The organism is Bacillus sp. FSL K6-6540 (genome assembly GCF_038007545.1).
This window is the reverse complement of record NZ_JBBOXH010000001.1, coordinates 4,725,785-4,746,774: the sequence shown is the minus strand read 5'-3', so window position 1 is coordinate 4,746,774 and position 20,990 is coordinate 4,725,785. Positions and strand designations below refer to the sequence as shown.

General features: G+C 51.9%; 16 protein-coding genes and 1 pseudogene. 16 read left to right on the top strand and 1 reads right to left on the bottom strand.

Annotation, left to right across the window (positions count from 1 at the left end; genetic code table 11):
• Nucleotides 1–115 precede the first annotated feature (115 nt).
• The 13 genes and pseudogenes from pnp to MHH82_RS20870 all read left to right on the top strand — a co-directional run bounded on the left by pnp (nt 116) and on the right by MHH82_RS20870 (nt 15,381).
• On the top strand, nt 116–2,221 hold the full coding sequence (gene pnp, locus MHH82_RS20930) for a polyribonucleotide nucleotidyltransferase (RefSeq protein ID WP_015736299.1): 2,106 nt from the start codon (nt 116–118) through the stop codon (nt 2,219–2,221).
• Between the two features lie 216 nt (nt 2,222–2,437).
• Nucleotides 2,438–3,430 (top strand): polysaccharide deacetylase family protein, encoded by a 993-nt coding sequence (locus MHH82_RS20925; RefSeq protein WP_340967782.1) that lies wholly within the window; start codon nt 2,438–2,440, stop codon nt 3,428–3,430.
• Between the two features lie 94 nt (nt 3,431–3,524).
• The gene (locus tag MHH82_RS20920) at nt 3,525–4,793 is read left to right on the top strand and encodes a M16 family metallopeptidase (protein WP_009594719.1); all 1,269 of its coding nucleotides are present in this window, start codon (nt 3,525–3,527) and stop codon (nt 4,791–4,793) included.
• The gene (gene dut, locus MHH82_RS20915; protein ID WP_015736296.1) at nt 4,768–5,214 is read left to right on the top strand and encodes a dUTP diphosphatase; all 447 of its coding nucleotides are present in this window, start codon (nt 4,768–4,770) and stop codon (nt 5,212–5,214) included. The genes MHH82_RS20920 and dut overlap by 26 nt, the downstream gene beginning before the upstream one ends.
• Nucleotides 5,215–5,460: 246 nt before the next feature.
• Nucleotides 5,461–6,357, top strand: a complete 897-nt coding sequence (dpsA, locus tag MHH82_RS20910; protein WP_015736295.1) for a dipicolinate synthase subunit DpsA — start codon at nt 5,461–5,463, stop codon at nt 6,355–6,357.
• Nucleotides 6,358–6,948 carry a dipicolinate synthase subunit B gene (locus MHH82_RS20905; protein WP_009594715.1) on the top strand — a complete coding sequence of 197 codons (591 nt, stop codon included), beginning with the start codon at nt 6,358–6,360 and terminating at the stop codon, nt 6,946–6,948.
• Nucleotides 6,941–7,117 (top strand): annotated as a pseudogene (locus MHH82_RS20900) (Asd/ArgC dimerization domain-containing protein); the annotation flags it as partial. The gene MHH82_RS20905 and the pseudogene MHH82_RS20900, both read left to right, overlap by 8 nt.
• 161 nt (nt 7,118–7,278) lie before the next feature.
• The gene (gene dapG / locus MHH82_RS20895; RefSeq protein ID WP_015736294.1) at nt 7,279–8,493 is read left to right on the top strand and encodes an aspartate kinase; all 1,215 of its coding nucleotides are present in this window, start codon (nt 7,279–7,281) and stop codon (nt 8,491–8,493) included.
• Between the two features lie 109 nt (nt 8,494–8,602).
• Complete coding sequence (gene dapA / locus MHH82_RS20890) at nt 8,603–9,484, top strand: 4-hydroxy-tetrahydrodipicolinate synthase (protein ID WP_096774494.1); 882 nt, start codon at nt 8,603–8,605, stop codon at nt 9,482–9,484.
• A gap of 225 nt (nt 9,485–9,709) precedes the next feature.
• Nucleotides 9,710–11,389, top strand: coding sequence for a ribonuclease J (locus tag MHH82_RS20885; RefSeq protein ID WP_009594732.1), 1,680 nt, complete (start codon nt 9,710–9,712; stop codon nt 11,387–11,389).
• 269 nt (nt 11,390–11,658) lie between these two features.
• Complete coding sequence (locus MHH82_RS20880) at nt 11,659–12,435, top strand: ClpP family protease (protein ID WP_340967774.1); 777 nt, start codon at nt 11,659–11,661, stop codon at nt 12,433–12,435.
• Nucleotides 12,432–12,674 (top strand): YlzJ-like family protein, encoded by a 243-nt coding sequence (locus tag MHH82_RS20875; RefSeq protein ID WP_340967773.1) that lies wholly within the window; start codon nt 12,432–12,434, stop codon nt 12,672–12,674. Before MHH82_RS20880 ends, MHH82_RS20875 begins: the two co-directional genes overlap by 4 nt.
• Before the next feature lie 61 nt (nt 12,675–12,735).
• Nucleotides 12,736–15,381, top strand: coding sequence for an FtsK/SpoIIIE family DNA translocase (locus tag MHH82_RS20870; RefSeq protein ID WP_340967771.1), 2,646 nt, complete (start codon nt 12,736–12,738; stop codon nt 15,379–15,381).
• 81 nt (nt 15,382–15,462) lie between these two features.
• Here MHH82_RS20870 and MHH82_RS20865 read toward each other — a convergent pair whose 3' ends face one another.
• Nucleotides 15,463–16,326 (bottom strand): helix-turn-helix transcriptional regulator, encoded by an 864-nt coding sequence (locus MHH82_RS20865; protein ID WP_015736289.1) that lies wholly within the window; start codon nt 16,324–16,326, stop codon nt 15,463–15,465.
• Between the two features lie 190 nt (nt 16,327–16,516).
• On the opposite strand from MHH82_RS20865, the gene uxaC reads away from it, so the two are divergent.
• From uxaC to MHH82_RS20850, 3 genes are read left to right on the top strand one after another with little or no spacing between them, the layout of a single operon-like run.
• Nucleotides 16,517–17,941, top strand: coding sequence for a glucuronate isomerase (gene uxaC, locus MHH82_RS20860; RefSeq protein ID WP_340967769.1), 1,425 nt, complete (start codon nt 16,517–16,519; stop codon nt 17,939–17,941).
• A 3-nt stretch (nt 17,942–17,944) separates the two neighbouring features.
• Nucleotides 17,945–19,459 carry a tagaturonate reductase gene (locus tag MHH82_RS20855; protein WP_340967767.1) on the top strand — a complete coding sequence of 505 codons (1,515 nt, stop codon included), beginning with the start codon at nt 17,945–17,947 and terminating at the stop codon, nt 19,457–19,459.
• A complete protein-coding gene (locus MHH82_RS20850) occupies nt 19,456–20,970 on the top strand; it encodes a UxaA family hydrolase (protein ID WP_340967765.1) in 1,515 nt (504 codons plus the stop codon). The genes MHH82_RS20855 and MHH82_RS20850 overlap by 4 nt, the downstream gene beginning before the upstream one ends.
• The last annotated feature ends 20 nt before the right edge of the window (nt 20,971–20,990 follow it).

Sequence of the window (20,990 nt, the reverse complement as noted above, 5' to 3'; positions counted from 1 at the left end):
GTTCGTGATATTCGACCGCTTCGATGACTCTGGTTAGGAAATGTGGACAGCGTTTGGCAAAAACATGCTGATGATTAGGATTTCAAAAAAATTTATCCCCATGAGGAGGGATTACATGGAAACACGTGTTGAAATGCAGCTTGGCGGAAGACCCCTCGTGTTCGAAACAGGGCGCCTTGCGAAGCAGGCTAATGCGGCTGTTATGGTTCGTTACGGCGAAACGGCAGTCCTGTGTACGGTGACGGCTTCCAGTGAACCGAAGGATCTGGATTTCTTTCCATTGACGGTCAACTATGAGGAGCGCTTGTACGCAGTCGGTAAAATTCCGGGTGGATTCATCAAACGCGAAGGCAGACCAAGCGAGAAGGCGATTCTTGCCAGCCGTCTGACAGACCGTCCGATTCGTCCGCTGTTTCCGGAAGGATTCCGGAATGACGTTCAAGTTCTGAATCTGGTGATGAGCGTTGATCAGGATTGCGAGCCGGAAATTGCGGCCATGATCGGTACCTCCGCTGCCTTGAGCATCTCGGACGTGCCTTTTAACGGTCCGATCGGCGGCGTCGCGGTGGGTCGCGTTGACGGCAACTTTGTCGTGAACCCGAACATTGCGGAACAGGAAGCAAGCGATATTTATCTGGTCGTCGCCGGCACCAAAGATGCGATCATGATGGTCGAGGCCGAAGCGAACGAAGTTCCTGAGGAAGTCATGCTGGAAGCGATCATGTTCGGGCATGAGGAAATCAAGAAAATCGTAGCCAAGATCGAAGAGCTGGTGGCAGCTTGCGGCAAAGAGAAAATGGCGGTTAAGCTTCATGCGGTCAATGAAACCGTGAATCGCGAAGTGCGCGAATTTGCGGAAGCCCGTCTTGTTGAAGCCGTTCGCATTGAGGAGAAACACGCTCGCCAAGATGCGATTGACGCTATCAACGACGAAGCATACACCGTGTTCGAAGAGAAATACATCGAGACACCCGAGTTGTTGAAGGATGTTAAAGAGGTCCTTCACGATATCGTGAAAGAAGAAGTTCGCCGTTTGATCACGCACGATAAAGTTCGTCCGGACGGCCGCGGTCTGTCTGAGATCCGTCCTATCGATTGCGATACCAGCCTGCTGCCTAGAACGCATGGCTCCGGTCTGTTTACGCGTGGACAAACCCAGGCTCTTAGCGTATGTACACTAGGTGCTCTAGGCGATGTACAGATTCTCGATGGAATCGATCTGGAAGAGACCAAGCGCTTCATGCACCATTATAACTTCCCGCCGTTCAGCGTTGGGGAAGCGCGTCCGCTTCGCGCTCCGGGCCGTCGTGAAATCGGTCACGGTGCACTGGGTGAACGTGCATTGTCGAAGGTCATTCCGAATGAAGTGGATTTCCCGTACACGATTCGCCTCGTGTCCGAGGTGATTGAATCGAACGGTTCGACATCCCAAGCTAGCATTTGCGCAAGCACGCTTGCCATGATGGACGCAGGGGTGCCGATCAAAGCGCCTGTAGCCGGCGTAGCGATGGGCTTGATTAAAGACGGAGACCACGTTTCCATCTTGACGGACATTCAAGGGATGGAAGACCATCTCGGCGACATGGACTTCAAAGTGGCAGGTACGCCTGACGGGGTTACCGCCATTCAGATGGATATCAAGATCGACGGCATCGACCGCGCGATTTTGCAGGAAGCGCTGCAGCAGGCAAAAGAAGGACGCATGCACATCCTTGGAAAAATGGCGGAAGCCATTCAAAAACCAAGAGAAACGCTGTCCCAATATGCGCCTAAGATCATTACGATGCAGATCAATCCGGATAAAATCCGCGATGTTATCGGGGCCGGCGGCAAAATCATCAACAAAATCATCGAAGAGACCGGCGTGAAGATCGATATCGAACAAGACGGCCGCGTATTTATCGCATCGTCCAACGATGAGATGAACAAAAAGGCTCTTTCGATTATCGAAGGCATCGTGCGTGAGGTGGCTGTTGGCGAAATCTATACAGGTACTGTAAAACGGATTGAGAAATTCGGTGCATTTGTTGAAATACTGCCTAACAAAGACGGGCTTGTGCATATCTCCCAACTCTCGACTGAGCGCGTAGCGAAGGTAGAGGACGTGGTTGCAATCGGTGACGTCATTACCGTGAAGGTTACCGAAATCGACCAGCAGGGACGGATTAACCTGTCTCGCAAAGCCGTGTTGACAACCGAAGCCAGCAAGAGCGGATCTTAATTCGCGCTTGCAGGTTTAACCGCATATCGATAGAAGGAAAAGAGGCAGAACCTATCATTCTGGCTCTTTTTTGCTCATCAGACGCCGGACTTCCTATGTTCTTGCTTCGGAATAAGCATCGGGTCAGGCTTTCACGGCTTAAGGCCTCATGTTTCGGTACATATTTCCGTCAGATCGCACATAAAATGGGACAAAGCTTCTCTAGGGAGGATGGATATGCCCATGAATGGAAAAAAGATGGCCGTGCTGCTGACCGGTGCCGCAATGGTGTCGGCTGTTGCTGTGTTCAGCGGGGCTTGGAAATACGTATCGGGGCTGGAGAACAAACCGGAGGCGCATCTCGTCAGTGGTTCAGAGACGGCAGTGGATCTGGATTTATTGGGTCAAATTGAAGCCGCTGCGGCTAAATCGCGTATCGAGCCGGTGGATGCCAGGGTGGACTCGGTGTGGAAAGCGATTCCCGGATACAATGGACTCGAAGTCGATATCGAAGCTACATATCAAGCAGCATCGTCGAAGAAACGTAAAGCCGGCGATGCCATTCCCTATGTTTACCGGCAGATACCGGCTAAAGTCACGCTCGATGATCTGGGGGAACAACCGATCTATCGAGGGAATCCCAACAAGCCGATGGTATCGATGATGATTAACGTGGCGTGGGGGAATGAATTTCTGGTGCCGATGCTGAATACGCTCGATGCGGAGAAGGTGAAAACTACGTTTTTCCTGGATGGCAGCTGGCTGAAGAAAAACCCGGAGCTGGCCGCCGAGATCGTGAAACGAGGCCATGAGGTGGAGAATCATGCCTTTACGCATCCGAACATGAGCCGTCTCAGCAAGGAACGGGCGGAGATGGAAATCGCAAAGACGCAGGATCTGCTTAAAGAAAGCCTTGGCGTAGTAAATAAGTGGTTTGCACCGCCTTCCGGCGATTTCAATCAGCAGACCGTATCCATTGCGCATGCAAGAGGATTGAAGACGGTGCTGTGGACGCTTGACACGGTCGACTGGAAGCATCCGGCGCCGGATGCCGTCGTTCAGAAGATTACGTCGAAGGTGGAGCCGGGATTTTTGATATTGATGCATCCAACGGACTCCTCTTCCCAAGCATTAAAAGGAATGATTGACGGAATACGGGCCAAGGGACTGGAGATCGGGACCGTCAGCCAGACGCTTTCACCGGAGCGAATCATGCCAAAGGGAAGTTGAGCCGCATGGTAAAGTTTGATAGAATGAATGGATGGCATGAGGCTGATTGTCAGCCGAAGTGAGCCTTTGATGGAACAGTTAGGGGGGCCTATTCGTGAAAAAAATACAATTGTCTAACGGCCTAAGAGTGGTTATGGAGCAAATCCCGACAAGTCGTTCGGTTTCATTCGGCATTTGGGTGAAAACCGGATCCCGCAATGAATCGGAAGACATCAACGGGATTACGCATTTTATAGAGCATATGATGTTCAAAGGGACGGAGCGCTTTGACGCCCGTGCCATTGCTGAAGAATTTGATGCCATCGGCGGTAACGTCAACGCTTTTACGTCCAAGGAATATACGTGTTATTATGCCAAGGTGCTGGATGAGCATTTTCCGATTGCCGTTGACGTGCTGTCCGACATGTTTTTCAATTCGAAGCTGGATGCGGGCGAGTTAGCCAAGGAGAAGAATGTCATTCTTGAAGAGATTGCGATGTATGAAGATACGCCGGATGATCTGGTTCATGATCTAATGTCGTTGTCAGTGTACGGTGACCACCCGCTTGCTTATCCGATTCTCGGCACGAAGGAGCGGCTGGAATCGATGGATTCGCAAGCGCTGAGATCCTACATGGACCGGCACTATACCATTGAGAATACGGTGATTGCCCTGGCCGGCAACATCAATGATGAAGTGATTGCGTTATTGGAGCGCCATTTTGGCGGCTTTGCGAACCATGGAACGTCGGAGCCGCTGGCGGTACCGGCCTTTTTGGACGGCGTGCAGTTCCGCAAGAAGAAAACGGAGCAGAATCATATCTGCATGTCGTTTCCCGGCTGCTCGATCGGCGACGAGCTTCAGTATGCGATGGTTTTGCTGAATAACGCCATTGGCGGCGGCATGAGCTCACGCTTGTTTCAGGAAATTCGGGAGAAGCGCGGGCTGGCGTACTCGGTATATTCATACCACAGTTCCCACGCGGATAACGGCATGTTTACCATCTATGCAGGAACAGCGCCCAAACAGACAAAAGAAGTGCTTCAGCTGACCACGGAAATGCTTCATGATTTGGCACAGAACGGGATGACGGAGGAAGAGCTGCGCAAAGGAAAGGAACAATTGAAGGGCAGTCTCATCCTAAGTCTGGAGAGCACAAGCAGCCGCATGAATCGCTTGGGCAAGAACGAATTGATGCTGGGCCGCCATTTCAGTCTGGACGAGATCATTAAACGGATCGAACAGGTCGACATGAAGGATGTCAACGCCGTTCTTGACCGTATGTTTGGGACTCCATATGCACTAGCGATGGTAGGAACTTCAGATAAAGCACTGAATGTACTTAGGAGGAATGAATTTGTTGCACTACGTTCAAATCAATAGATTGCCAGGAAATGAAGATGTGAAACTTCCGGTGAAAATGTCCGAGCTGGCCGCGGGTTTCGACCTGCACGCTGCCGTTCAAGAGCCGGTGGTGCTAAACCCGGGTGAACGCAAATTAATCCCGACCGGTTTTGCGATTGCCATGCCGGCCGAGCTTGAGGCGCAAATCCGTCCGCGCAGCGGTCTTGCCTACAAACATGGCATTACTTGCCTGAATGCTCCGGGTACGATTGACGCCGATTATCGCGGGGAAGTCAAGGTGCTGCTTGTCAATTTGGGACAGGAGCCTTTTGCGATTGAGCGTAATGAGCGGATTGCCCAAATGGTGTTCAAATCCGTGCCCGCCGTAGAATTCACGGAAGTTGACGAACTGTCCGATACGGTACGCGGGGCGGGCGGATTCGGTCATACCGGCAAATAAACCATACCATGGAAGCTTAAGGGTATCATCAGGATCATGATATCAGCATGAACACCGCTCCGGTTGAAACGGAGCGGTGTTTTTTTTCGTTGGTCTTCAAGCAGGATGGACATGGAGCCGGACTTATCTCTCCTAACGTTATTTACTGCGTTAAGGCGGTAGTTTAAGGGAAATGCGCTCACCTCCCCATAGGCGGCAGCATAAGATGCTTTATACGTTGGTTTGAAGAAAGGAGCGAGGCCTTCCATGCTGACTGGAGTCCGGACCGTCTTTGTTGGAGGAGACGCAAGGCAAATTGAAGTGATTCGCAAATGCGCTGAGATGGATGCCTCCGTCATGATCGCCGGGTTTGAGAAACTGCAGGATTCTTTTCAGGGAGTGACTCGCGAGCCGCTTACGCCAGAGCTGTTATCGGACGCCGATGCTCTGATCCTGCCTGTAGTGGGATGTGATGATGAGGGACGTGTCAGCGCGCTATTCTCGGAAGGGCCGCTGCGACTGCAGGAAGAACATATCGCGGCGATGCCCGGACATGGAGTGATCTATACAGGCATGGCGAAACCCTATTTGCGCTCGCTATGTGACAAATATAAGATCAAGCTGGTAGAGATATTGGAGAGGGACGATGTGGCTATTTATAATTCCATTCCGACCGCCGAAGGCGCACTCATGATGGCGATCCAAAACACGGATTTTACGATCCACGGATCTACAAGCATGGTGCTCGGCATGGGACGGACCGGATTTACAATGGCTCGCAGCCTGCAGGGACTGGGTGCCAAAATTCGGATGGGGGTACGTAAATCGGAGCACTATGCAAGAGCTGAGGAAATGGGCTGGAAGCCCTTCCTGGTAAGGGATCTGGGTTCTTATGTGTCGGATATTGACTTGCTTTTTAACACGATTCCAACTATGATAGTCACAGCACAAATCATCTCGAAAATGCCTCGGGAGGCTGTCATTATTGACCTTGCCTCCGCACCCGGCGGATGCGATTTTCGCTATGCCGAGAAACGGGGTATCAAAGCCATGCTCGCACCCGGACTACCCGGAATCGTGGCTCCAAAAACAGCCGGCATCATCATGGCCAACACGCTGGTGGAGCTGATTTCTGAAGAAATCAAGATTCGGGGGGATGCGTAAATGAATTGGAATGGAATTACAGTGGGTTATGCCCTGACAGGATCGCACTGCACACTCGAAGAAGTGATGCCGCAGATCCAGCGATTCAAAGACGGGGGAGCGAATGTGGTGCCGATTGTATCGAGCACCATCATGACGACCGATACCCGATTCGGCACATCGGAAAATTGGCAGAAACAGTTGAAAGATATAACCGGGAATGATATTATTTCTACAATTGTGGAGGCGGAACCGCTGGGCCCATCCAAGCTGCTTGACGTCCTGGTTATCGCCCCTTGCACGGGAAACACGACCAGTAAGCTGGCCAACGCGATGACTGACAGTCCTGTCTTAATGGCAGCCAAGGCGCAGATGAGAAATTGCAGACCGCTGGTGCTGGCGATCTCAACGAATGACGGCCTTGGACTGAATGCGGCCAATATCGCGAAGCTGCTGGTTACCAAAAACATATATTTCGTCCCTTACGGACAGGATAATCCGCAGCAGAAACCGAACTCGCTTGTCGCCAAAATGAATCTGATTCCGGAAGCTTGTTATGCGGCATTGGAAGGGAAACAGCTCCAGCCGATGATCGTTGAATATTCTCGATAAATTTACAGAGAACGGTTATACCCTGGAAGAAATGAAGATGGTCCGCGAGACCAAAAAAATGATGGGCGACGAATCCATTGAAGTGACGGCTGCTAGTGTACGCATCCCGGTCGTTAACGGGCATTCGAAATCCATGTACGTTGAATTCAAGAAGGACTATGATCTGGATTTCATCGCTAGATCATCTTCTGAAGGGTGCAGCATGGAAATGCTGTGCTAATCGCAGAAATCATCATCAACAACGGAACGGCCAGGCTTAATAGCCGGCCGTTTCAGTCGGTCGGCCCGCAATTTACGTCTCCTGGGCATATATAAACGGAGGAATATTTTATGCGCATCTTAGTTCAAAAATTCGGCGGCACCTCATTGTCTACACCGCAAGCAAGAACCCATGTTATTGGGCACATCCAGCGTGAACTGGCCAATCACTACCAATTGGTCGTGGTCGTATCGGCTATGGGACGCAGAGGGGAGCCTTATGCGACAGACACGCTCCTGGACTGGATCGGGCATAACGGAAACGCGCTTCCAGACAGAGAACGGGATCTGCTGCTCTGCTGCGGTGAAATTATCTCGGCTTCAACGCTGTGCAGTCTCCTTCAGCATGAGGGGATAACAGCAACGGTGCTGACGGGTGCACAAGCCGGATTTCTCACAGACGATCACTTCGGAAATGCACGTATCAAGGACGTAAAACCTGAACGGGTTTTGAAAGAGTTGGAGAGTCATCAGGTTGTCATCGTAACCGGCTTTCAGGGGCAGACCGATTCCGGCGACTTTACCACGCTGGGCAGAGGCGGAAGCGATACTTCGGCTACAGCGCTCGGTGCCGCGCTTCGCGCGGAAATGGTAGATATCTACACGGATGTCAACGGCATTCTAACGGCGGATCCCCGCATCGTCGAGGATGCGAAGCCGCTTAGTTACGTGAGTTACACGGAGATTTGCAACATGGCTCATCAAGGGGCAAAGGTCATTCATCCTAGAGCGGTTGAGATTGCCATGCAATCCCAAATTCCGGTCAGAGTGCGGTCGACCTTCTCGGATAATGAGGGCACGCTGGTAACCCAGCCTGAAGGCTTCAGAGATATTCAATCCGGAATCGTGGACCGCTTTGTGACGGGAGTTGCCTATGTAAGCAACATAACGCAAATCTCGGTGGAATGCGATCGCACGGAAGGTCTTCAACTGAAGGTATTTAAATCGATGGCCGAGCATTCCATCAGCGTGGACTTTATTAATGTTACCCCTACCGGAGTGCTTTATACGGTGTTTGACAGCGATTCGGAGAAGGCGATCGAAGTTCTGCAGAGCCTGGACCTGAAACCGAAAAGCTTATCCGGCTGTGCCAAAGTGTCCGTCATTGGCGGCGGCATCAACGGCGTTCCGGGCATCATGGCCAAAATCGTGGAATCCTTGAGCGAGCACGACATTCCGATTCTGCAATCCGCGGATTCGAATACGACGATATGGGTACTGGTTAAAAAAGAGGATATGGCTCAAGCGCTGCGCGCACTTCATCATAAATTTGAGCTTCACCGATAAAGTTACTAAAGACGGATATTCCCTTAAAACGTTTGATAGGAAATAATATAGATAAGATTACTTACGAAGGAAGCATTCCCGCGCGGGAATGCTTTAAGGAGGAATCATTGTGGATTTCGGAAGACTGATTACGGCTATGGTAACCCCTTTTGATCAGAACGGCCAGATCAATTGGGACGAGACTGCGAGATTGATTGAGCACCTGATTGTGGAACAGAAGTCGGATTCCCTGGTCATTGCTGGAACGACCGGCGAATCGCCAACGCTTAGCGAAGACGAAAAGCTTGAATTGTTTAAGTTCGCTGTGAAACAGGCGGGCGGACGGAGCAAGATCATCGCAGGCACCGGCAGCAACAATACGTCACATTCTGCAGAATTGACGAAAAAAGCCGAAAGCTGCGGCGTTGACGGCATTTTGCTTGTTGCACCCTACTACAACAAGCCGAACCAGGAAGGACTCTACCAGCATTTTAAGGCGATTGCCGAGGCAACCTCCTTGCCCGTCATGCTGTATAATGTGCCTGGAAGAACGGGCATAAGCCTAAGCACGTCCACCACTTTAAGGCTGGCACAAATTCCGAACATCGTTGCGACCAAGGAATGCGCTTCGATTGACCAGGTTACCGGCATTGCCGCAGGTGCTCCCGAAGGATTCATTGTATATTCCGGCGACGATTCCGCGGCATTGCCTGCATTGTCGGTAGGTGCTTATGGGATCGTAAGCGTGGCCAGCCATATTGCAGGTGCCCGCATGAAGGACATGATCGAAGCCTACGTGGAGGGGAACGTGAAGGAAGCTGCCAAGCTTCATCAATCCTTATTCCCGCTGTTCAAAGGCCTCTTTGAATGTCCTGACCCGCTTCCGAATCCTGCGGCGGTAAAATTCGCTTTGAACGAACGCGGCTATCAAGTCGGCGGGGTTCGCCTGCCGCTCGTTGCTCCAAGCGAGAACGAGGCTGCTTTTATCCGTAATATGCTGTCTTCCTTGTAAGCTGCCGCTTACCTATTTTCAGGGCCACTGCCTTCATCGAAGGCGGTGGCTTTCTTCGTTTTAAACCCTTCTGATTCTGGGCATCCTATGGCTCACGAAGGTGGCTGACTTGTGTTTTCACTTTTTCATCATGTATAATGAATTCAAGTGACTGGGTGCGGTATTTTTTTGAAATTTAATATAACAATGGTACGACGTCCAAAACTATAGGAGGGTTAGATACATTTGTCTAAGAAAATAAGCAGCGATAAACTATCGATTTTTGCCTTGGGCGGCGTCGGTGAAATCGGGAAGAACATGTATGTCATCCAGTATGCAGGCGACATCGTTGTCGTGGATGCGGGATTGAAGTTCCCAGAAGAAGATATGCTTGGGATTGATATTGTTATTCCTGATATTAGCTATTTAACGGAAAATCGCGACAAAGTGAGAGGGATTTTGCTGACTCACGGTCACGAGGACCATATCGGCGGCCTCCCTTACGTATTGAAACACCTGAACGTTCCTGTATACGGAACGAAATTGACGCTCGGATTGGTGGAAAACAAGCTCAGAGAAGCGAATTTGCTTGGTGAGACGAAACGGATTCTGATCCATGCGGATTCGGAAGTTCAACTCGGAAACACATTGAAAGCGACCTTCTTCAAAACCAATCACAGCATTCCGGATTCCGTGGGGATCTGTATCGAAACGCCGGAAGGCAATGTGGTGCACACGGGTGACTTTAAGTTTGACCATACTCCGGTCAATGACCAGTATGCGGATCTGCAGCGTATGGCTGAGATCGGAAGCAAGGGAGTATTGGCACTTCTGTCGGACAGTACAAACGCAGAGCGCCCCGGCTTTACGCCTTCCGAGAAAAACGTAGGCATCGTGCTGGAAGACATCTTCCGCAAAGCCGAACAGCGGGTTGTAGTTGCAACGTTTGCATCGAACGTACACCGTATTCAACAGGTTGTCAACGCAGCCGAGTCCACCGGCCGCAAAATAACGGTAATCGGCAGAAGCATGGTTAACGTTGTGTCCATTGCCGCAGAGCTTGGATACCTGCACATTCCGGACGGCATGCTGATCGAACCCGAAGAGGTAAATAAAATGGCAGCGGACCGCGTTGTCGTATTGTGTACAGGCAGTCAGGGAGAACCGATGTCAGCGCTCACGCGCATGGCACGTTCCACCCACCGCAAGGTGGACATTCTGCCGGGAGATACGGTCATCATCGCAGCGACTCCAGTACCTGGAAATGAGAAGTACGTGGGTCGTACGATCGATGAGTTGTTCCGTCTTGGAGCAGACGTCATTTACAGCGGATCCAATTCGGGCGTCCACGTGTCGGGTCACGGTAGCCAGGAAGAGCTTAAGCTGATGCTGAATCTGATGAAACCGCAATTTTTCATCCCTGTCCATGGCGAGTACCGGATGCAGCGCCGTCATGCCCTGCTTGCGGAATCCGTTGGCGTGGATCCGGACAACATCTTTATTACCGATATCGGAGAAATTGTTGAGATTCAAGGCGGCTCGGCCCGCAAAGCCGGCAAAGTGACTGCCGGCAATGTGCTGATTGACGGACTTGGCGTTGGGGACGTAGGGAACATCGTACTGCGCGACCGTAAGCTTCTGTCCCAGGACGGAATTCTGGTCGTTGTCGTTACGTTGAGCAAACAAAACGGCTCCATCGTTTCCGGTCCCGATATTATTTCCCGTGGATTCGTATACGTACGAGAATCCGAAGGGCTTCTGGATGAAGCCAACCGTATCGTTTCCAGCACGCTTCAGAAGCTGATGAGCGAAAACGTGAATGAATGGGCGTCACTGAAGACCAGCGTGAAAGACGCTTTGGGACGCTTCTTGTATGAACAAACACGTCGCAGACCGATGATCTTGCCGATCATCATGGAAGTCTGATACGAGACAATACAATAAATCAGGCACACAGTCGCCCCTTTTTCGCAGGTAATAATTGGACGGTTTCCGCGAAAGAGGGGCTTTTTATATGGAAATCATGAAACTTCTCCCGATTGGTTCGGCAGGAGTTTTTTTGTTTGTTATGGGCAAGGCCTAATGCCGAATGCTCTGCACAAGCATAAAAAAGCCGCGTCATTTGCCATACTAAGGGTTAGCTATGTGTTTGTTGCAGCAGCTAGACATTAAGAATATAAAGGCAGGGATGCGCGATGGACAACGAACAACGGATGACGGGCAACAGAAAAGCGGGGTGGACCGGCGAGACGGAGGCGCCTCCGGTCGTTCCGACCGAGGAAGGCAAGAAAGCGGCTGTGACGGAAACCATTCAGCAGCTGGGACAGACGGGGCTTCCGACCGGCGGAGAATCCAACGTCTTTTGCATGACGATTATTGGGCAAATCGAGGGTCATCTCGTGCTGCCGCCGCAAAATAAAACGACCAAATACGAGCATATGATTCCACAGCTAGTGGCAGCCGAGCAAAATCCGCGAATCGAAGGACTCTTGATCATTCTGAATACCGTTGGCGGCGATGTGGAAGCAGGGCTTGCCATTGCCGAAATGATTGCATCGCTCAGCAAACCGACGGTAACGGTGGTCATAGGAGGGGGTCATAGCATCGGCGTGCCTATCGCTGTTGCCGCAGACCATTCGATTATCGCAGAGAGCGCAACGATGACGATTCACCCGATTCGCATGAGCGGGTTAGTCATTGGCGTGCCGCAAACCTTCGAATACATGGAGAAAATGCAGGAACGCGTCGTGCGCTTTGTGACGAGCCACTCGGGGATCACGGAGGAACAGTTCAAGGATCTGATGTTCAAGACCGGCGAATTGAACAGGGATATCGGTACTGCGGTTTCGGGTGCAGACGCCGTAAAGTATGGCCTTATGAACGAAGTGGGTGGAATCGGACAGGCATTAAGCCGATTGAACAGCATGATCGCCGAGCGTAAAACGATTCAGCCCGGGGGGATTACGCAATGACTTGGTACAGCGTCATGCCCTTGGATCCGACCATCGGGATCCTTCAAGTGGAGCCGGAGGTCATGTCCAGGGAAGTTCGAGTCGATGGCATTTTGATGGAAGTGAAGCCAGTAACGGAAGATCAGGCGAAAATCGTTCGTTTATTGGACTGCGGGCTTCATGATTACTTGAACCCGCGCTACGCGCCAGGGACGATGATTCGCTATATTCCGACCGTCGAAAATGAGGCTAAAGGCTGAAAACAGAACATAGGTACGCCACCGAATATTATGCTATAATATGGATTCGGGGGTGACACATTTGGCAAAGCGGAAAAGAAAGAAGAAGGCAGCCTTTGCAGCCGTATTGAAATATGAAATTTATGGAATTGTATTGATGACACTCTCGGTCATCGCGTTATCCGGAGAAGCACCGGTGGGGCGTTCCCTGTCCAAGATGTCGGGATATCTGCTGGGTAAGTATTATTTTATCATCCCCCTAATCGGCATTTATTACGGGTTAATGGTGATGATTCACCGGAAATGGCCCAAACGGTGGAACAGCAGGCGTACCGGTGTCCTTCTCCTGGTATTATCGCTCACCTTAATGAGCAGTATTGCAGGTCTGGAGTCCAAATTGGCTCCGATCGGTCAATTGAATGCATCGAGTGCGATGAGCCAGATACATAGTGATTTGCAGGGCGAGCTCCTTCATGCCGGGGCGGATGACGGACGTCATCCCGTCATGGGCCGGGATATCAGCGGGGGTTATGTTGGAGCCTTGCAGTTTGCCCTCTTGTTGATGCTGTTCGGCAGCATCGGGGCAAAGTTGATTGTGATTGTCATGCTGTTTATCAGCTTCATGCTGATTACGAATCTGTCCTATGTTGATTTAATGCGGATGTTCCGCGTCAGGGTTGTGAAAGCCGGGGAACGAATCCAAAAGAAAATGAACAGCCAGCAGACGAAATCAAAGGCGGCGGCGAAGGCAAGCGCCAAGGAGCAACGCATACAGCTGCCGGAGGATCTGGATGAAGACGATGACCTCGACGATATGGAAGGCATGCGGCTGCCGAAGCGTAAAGCGCCGCAATTCTTCCAACTGTTTGGTTCCAAGGGCAACAAGCGGAACGAAGCCGCAGAAGAGGCAGAGGATGTTATGGATGAGTCGGCTCCGCTATTTACGGTTGGCAACGGACATGGTGAGCATGATGAGGGCGAGGTCGTCCTGTTCAGCCGAGCGGATCAATCGGAGGAGGGGACGGATGCTGCATTTTCTGCACCGGATCCTGTGCCTTCTTCGCCGATTATTCGCGATTTCTTTGAGCAGGTGAAGCAAGAAGGTCGATTGGATGACGATCAAGACGATCACGAAGCGGTGATGCCTCCGGCACATGAGGACCCTTCGGGGAACGCGGCATCAAGTTCGGATGCCATGGTTGACCCAGAGACGCTGAACGGCGGGACGAATTCAGCTGTTATGGCGGATACTGGGGGGCAAGAAGGATCGGCACCGGCAGCGCCTCCGGCTCAGCCGCCCAAGCCGTACAAGCTGCCTCCGTTCCGGCTGCTGTCCAAACCGAACAACGGCGGCAAGGGTGGAGACCAGAACGATTACATGCAGACAGCGCGAAAGCTGGAGGCCACGCTGGAAAGCTTTGGCGTTCGGGCCAAGGTTCTGGAGGTTGTCCGGGGTCCGTCGGTAACCCGCTATGAAATTCAGCCGGACATCGGCGTCAAGGTCAGCCGGATCGTGAATCTGACCGATGATATCGCACTCGCGCTTGCGGCCAAGGATATTCGGATGGAGGCGCCGATTCCAGGCAAGTCCGCCATCGGGATCGAAGTGCCGAACAATGAAGTTTCGCTCGTCACCATGCGAGAGGTTATGGAAACGCCGACGTTCCAGGACGCGGAATCGAAGCTGTCGATTGCGTTCGGCCGCGATATTTCGGGCCAGACGATTGTCGGTAATTTGGCACGGATGCCCCATCTCCTGGTTGCAGGCGCCACGGGTTCCGGTAAATCCGTATGCATCAACGGCATTATTACCAGCATCCTGTATAAAGCGAAGCCGGATGAGGTTAAGTTCCTGATGGTTGATCCGAAGATGGTCGAACTCAATGTCTATAACGGGATTCCGCATTTGATGGCGCCGGTGGTAACCGACCCGAAGCGGGCCTCCTTAGCGCTTAAGAAAATCGTCGTGGAGATGGAGAAGCGGTATGAGCTGTTCTCCAAGTCGGGAACGCGGAATATTGAGGGCTACAACAATCTGATGAAGGATAATCTGCCTGCGGTATTGCCGTATATCGTTGTCATCGTGGACGAGTTGGCCGATTTGATGATGGTTGCAGCCAACGACGTGGAGGATGCGATTACGCGATTGGCCCAGATGGCGCGTGCAGCCGGTATCCATCTGATTATCGCGACGCAGCGTCCGTCGGTCGACGTTATCACCGGGGTCATTAAAGCGAACATCCCGTCGCGTATTGCCTTTGGCGTGTCTTCCCAGGTCGATTCCCGAACCATTCTGGATATGGCGGGCGCCGAGAAGCTGCTAGGCCGCGGGGACATGCTGTTTATGCCGATGGGCTCCTCCAAGCCGATCCGCGTTCAGGGAGCCTTTATGAGTGATCATGAGGTTGAGAACATCGTGGATTTCGTCCGGGATCAAGGACAGGCGGAGTATGACGAGTCGTTGGTGCCTGAAATAGAGGAATCTGCAGGCGCGGACGAAGAAGAATTGGATGAGTTGTATGAACAGGCGGTGACCATCGTATTGGAAGCTAAGCAGGCATCCGTATCGCTGCTGCAGCGGAGAATGCGTGTAGGCTACACCCGCGCCGCCCGCCTCATCGATTCCATGGAAGCGCGCGGGGTGATCGGTCCTTATGAGGGCAGCAAGCCGCGGGAAGTGCTGATGTCCATTGAGCAATATCAGCAGCAGCAGAATCGAATCAGCTAAGCGGCTCATTGTATGATCACCAACTAAAAAAGGAAGCGAACAACCCTGGACTCCTGGTGGCTCGCTTCCTTTTTTGCATGTTCAGGGGACGCTGTTGATTTTGCGATATTGGCTTGCCGTCATGTTCATGATTTTTTTGAAGGTCCGGTCAAAATGGGTGAGGCTTTCGAAGCCGATCGATTCGGCGATGTCCACGATTTTCAGATCCGTATCCGTCAGAAGGCGCTGCGCCTCGCGAATCCGGGTGAGGTTGAGGTAATTAATGATGGTAAATCCCGTAATCTCTTTGAAGATCCGGGACAGGTAGAACGGACTGATGTAGAAGGTTTCGGATAATCCCTGCAGCGTGATTTTGTCTGCGTAGTGGACGTGAATAAACTTCACCACGTCCGTGATTTTCTGATGGAGCGGATTCATGGAGACGTTGGCAGGCAGCGAGGCGGAATGGGTTAATCGATAGGTTTTGATTAATAACTCCGTAAGCAGCACCTGGAGCATATGCTCATACGAAGCGGAGCGTTCCCGGATCTCATCGGCCATTTTATTCAGAATTTGCATGATGATGGCCTGCTCCGGCACGGTTAAACGCAGCAGCGGCCGATCCTGGTTAAACATGCCGAGCAATCCCGATGCCAGCAAGGGATGGCCTTTGCCGAGAAAGGAATCGCTGAAATTAATGACGATACGCTCATGCTCCGGGTCTCCATGGCCCGAGGTTTTATGGACATCGAATTTATTGATGAGAATCAGATCCCCCGCCCGTATGGAGTACAGCTTCTCTTTGATAAAATAATGGCGTTCTCCCGAAACCAAATAGTAGATTTCGTAAGTTCCGTGATAATGGTTATTCCGTTCAAAGGGCTTCGTGCGGTGAATGCGATGATAGTAAAATTCTCCTTCTTCTTCTCCGTAGGATACGGTGTGGGTTTCGCTGGATATGACAATCGCCCCCGCTTCGTTCAGATCATAACATTTTGGAGCTATTCCAATATATACAGCTATATTGTATCAACTTCTTCTTGCTAAACAAAGCAAGATATGTTGAATAATCCTCGATATTCGCAATAAACGTGAAGAAATCCAACTGATGATGCCGTAACATAGTAGATAATCTACAGAAACGGACGGTGAAATCATGAGACCTTTTATGGATGAACATTTTTTGCTTCATAACGAGACTGCTCGCATCTTATACCACGATTATGCTAAAGCCATGCCAATCATCGACTACCACTGTCATTTGAGTCCGCAAATGATCGTTGACAATCACCGGTTCGAGAACTTAACGGAAGCCTGGATTAACGGTGACCACTATAAATGGCGGGCGATGCGTGCTGCAGGCGTGGAAGAGGCCTACATCACGGGAGAGCCGGGCGTGAACGATTATGACCGCTTCTTGGCATGGACCCGCACCGTGCCCATGACGATTGGCAACCCCTTATTCCATTGGTCGCATTTGGAGCTGCAAAGGCTGTTCGGCATATCGGATATCATTCAGGAAAAGAATGCTCCGCGAATTTGGGAGGCGGCAAACAAGCGTCTCCAGGAACATGATTTTACGACCAGGGGGTTGATTACGTCAAGCAACGTGAAGGTCGTGTGTACGACGGATGACCCGGCGGATAGCCTGGAATATCATATCAAGCTGGCAGAGGAAGGCGATGCCGGATTTCAGATGCTCCCGTCGTTCCGTCCGGACAAGGGGCTGGAGATTAACCGGGAGACGTTCGTTCCTTGGGTGAAGTTGCTCGCCGAGCGAAGCCGGATCGAGATAGCGGATTATCCGGCATTTCTGGCAGCGCTGGAGCAGCGGGCGGAATTTTTCCATTCGGTTGGCGGCAGGGTATCCGATCATGCGCTGGATTACGTGCCTTATCGAGAGGTCAGCGAGGCGGAGGCGGGCGACATTTTCATGAAAGCGCTTCAAGGGGAGAGGGTTTCCCGGGAAGAAGAGGAACAGTTCAAGACGCATACGCTGCTTCATCTCGGCCGTGTCTACGCCAGGCTCGGCTGGGTCATGCAGTTCCATATCAATGCCCAACGCAACAACAACACAAGGATGTTCCGACAATTGGGTCCGGATACCGGTTATGATTCGATTCACGATAGTCCGATCGCCGTACCGCTCGTTAAGCTGATGGATCGGCTCGATCAAGAGTCAGCGCTTCCGAGAACGATACTCTATTCGCTCAACCCCAGCGATAACGATATCCTTGCTGCACTAATCGGGAGTTTTCAAGGGGACGGCATTCCGGGCAAAATCCAGTTCGGCTCGGCGTGGTGGTTCAACGACACCAAAGACGGCATGGTCGAGCAGATGAGCAAACTCGGCAATATGGGCCTGTTGAGCCAATTCGTCGGGATGCTGACCGATTCCAGAAGTTTTTTGTCTTACACCCGGCATGAGTATTTCCGCCGTATTCTTTGCAATCTTCTCGGCGAGTGGGTTACGCGGGGCGAAGCGCCGGATGATCTTCCGTGGCTCGGAGGCATCGTGCAGGATATTTGTTACAACAACGCCGAGCGTTATTTCCGGTTTGGCCAGACGGAAGGGAGATAAACCATGGGTACGAGCACGGACCGAAGCGGGTCGTTGAAGTTGGTCGGACGGGAGTTTCTCCAGCGGCAGGATATACGCCAGGACTCGGAGATGTTGGACTTCCCCGTGAAGGTGCTGCAAATCGGCGAAGGTAATTTTCTCAGGGGCTTTTTCGATTGGATGATCTATGAATGCAACCGGCAGGGGCTGTTTCAAGGGAGCGTCGCGGTCAGTCAGCCAAGACCCGGCGGAAGGCCCAAGCTGGAGCAGCTGCGGGACCAGGAAGGGATATACGGCCTGCTGACCCGAGGTCTGCAGGATGGACGAAAAGTTGAGGAGGAGCAGTGGATTCCGGTGTTCTCGAAGATCGTGGATCCCTATGCGGAATGGGAGAACTTCTTAAGGATCGCCGAGTTGGATTCCCTGGACATCATCGTTTCCAATACCACCGAGGCGGGCCTCGATTATCAGCGCAGTGAATGGAATCCGGACGAACCGGTGTTGTCGTATCCCGGCAAGCTGACCATGCTGCTGTACCGGCGTTATAAGCATTATGAGGGCTCGCCGGACAAGGGCTTGATGATATTGCCCTGCGAGCTTCTGGAGCGAAACGGGGACATCTTGCGATCCATTGTTTTGCGGCATGCCCAGGATTGGGGGCTTTCGCCCGCCTTTCAGAGCTGGGTGGCGGAGCATAATCTGTTTCTGAACTCTCTTGTAGACCGGATCGTAACCGGTTATCCGGAAGAAGCGGAGCGTTATTTTGACAAATGGGGTCATCAAGACCGATTGCTCAACACGGCCGAGCCCTATTATTTCTGGGCGATTGAGGGCGATCCGTCACTGGAGTCCAGATTGCCTCTACGGTCGGCGGGCCTTCAGGTAAGCTGGGTATCCGATCTGACTCCGTATCAGGTTAGAAAAGTAAGGATCTTGAATGGAACGCATACCCTTATGGCTTCGATAGGCCTGCTCCATGGCTTGAACGAAGTGAAGGAGATGACGGAAAGTCCTGAATGGGGTGGCCGCATCCGAAACGCGATGCTCGAGGAAATCGTCCCGGGGGTGCCCCTCCCGCCGGAAGAGGTTGCAGCATATGCCGAAACCGTGTGGGAGCGGTTCGGCAACCCCTTCATTCGGCACAGGCTGCAGGACATCGCCATGAACAGCATGTCCAAATTTAGGGTTCGGGTTCTGCCGAGCTTAAAGGAATATATCAGAATGCATAATGAGCTGCCAAGCACCATTACTCTTGGATTGGCTTCCTTGATCCGTCTGTATCATATCGGCACTAAAGAGGGGCAATGGTACGGCACGCGACTTGATGGTGAAGAGCTGCCGTTAAGAGATGATCCGGATAACCTGATGACACTGCAGCAAGCTTGGCAAAAGGTAGACGGCGGGGAGTGGACTATACGTCAGCTTGTGGCCTCCATTCTTGGTAACCAGAGGATATGGGGCGAGGATCTGAACCGAATTCCCGCTCTTCATGAAACGGTAAGCAGCTATATCGAAGAAATGGAGCTGAACAACACATGAGTGACATCGTCATACTTCACAGCAAGGATGATGTCGGCATTGCGCTTCGTCCTTTGTCGGCAGGTGAACATGCCATCGGGATCTTGAACGGGAAGGAGCATGCCATCGAATTAACGGAGGACGTCCCGAAGGGTCATAAGTTGGCTCTGCGGTGGATTGAGGCGGGTAGCCATGTTTTCAAATTCGGTTATTCGATCGGTCTGGCGAAGGAAGCCATTTTGCCGGGGACCTGGATTCATACCCACAATTTGAAAACAGGTCTCTCCGGTGAAGTGGAGTATCAGTATAAGCCAAACGCGAATCAAGGGCTTGAGCCTTCAGCTGCCAGCCACGGCTCGTCAACTTTCCAAGGATATGTCAGACCGAACGGCGAGGTTGGAATCCGCAACGAAATCTGGATCATCAACACCGTCGGCTGCATTAATAAAACCTGCGAGCTGCTGGCACGAATGGCAGGTCAGCAGTTTCAAGGGAGAGGGATTGATGGGATTTATCATTTTCCGCATCCTTACGGCTGCTCACAGCTCGGAGATGATCTGAGCCATACCCAGCGCCTATTATCCTCCCTGGCTCAGCATGGCAATGCCGCAGGCGTGCTCATTATCGGGCTCGGTTGCGAGAACAATCAGATCGATCAAATGCAGGCCATGATCGGGGAGCAGGACGGGAATAGGATCAAATATATGCGTGCCCAGGACATGGAGGACGAATTGGAGGAAGGGTTGTCCCTTATATCCGAGCTCGTGGAATATGCGGAGACTTTCAAACGAACGGAGGTTCCTCTCTCCAAACTGAAGATCGGGCTGAAATGCGGCGGGTCGGACGGACTCTCGGGCATTACAGCCAATCCGCTGGCGGGCCGCATCGCGGATACGATTACCGCCTATGGAGGCACCGCTCTTCTAACGGAGGTGCCGGAGATGTTCGGAGCCGAAACGATCCTGATGGATCGGGCTGCCGACGAGCAGGTGTTCCAGGATATCACCTTGCTCATCAACAACTTTAAACAATATTTCGTCTCGCATGGACAGGAAATCTATGAAAATCCGTCTCCCGGGAATAAAGACGGCGGCATCACGACCTTAGAGGAGAAATCGCTGGGATGCACCCAAAAAGGGGGGACTGCAACCGTATCCGATGTGCTCCGTTACGGCGTAAGAACTTCGAAGCCGGGACTGAACCTGATCGAGGGGCCGGGCAATGACCTCGTATCGGTTACGGCACTCGCTGCAGCCGGCGCCCACCTCGTGCTGTTCACGACCGGAAGGGGGACGCCGTTTGGGGGGCCTGTACCAACCGTCAAAATCGCGACCAATTCCGAGCTGGCCAAACGCAAAAAGCATTGGATCGATTATAATGCGGGAGCTCTGCTGGAGGGCAAAAGCATGGATGAGCTTCATGCGGAACTTTTGGAGGTCATCGTTCATTTGGCCTCAGGCGTTGAGAAGACGCAAAATGAACGGAACGGCTTCCGGGAAATATCCATTTTCAAGGATGGCGTTATTTTATAAATTCAATCGCTTTTTAGTAA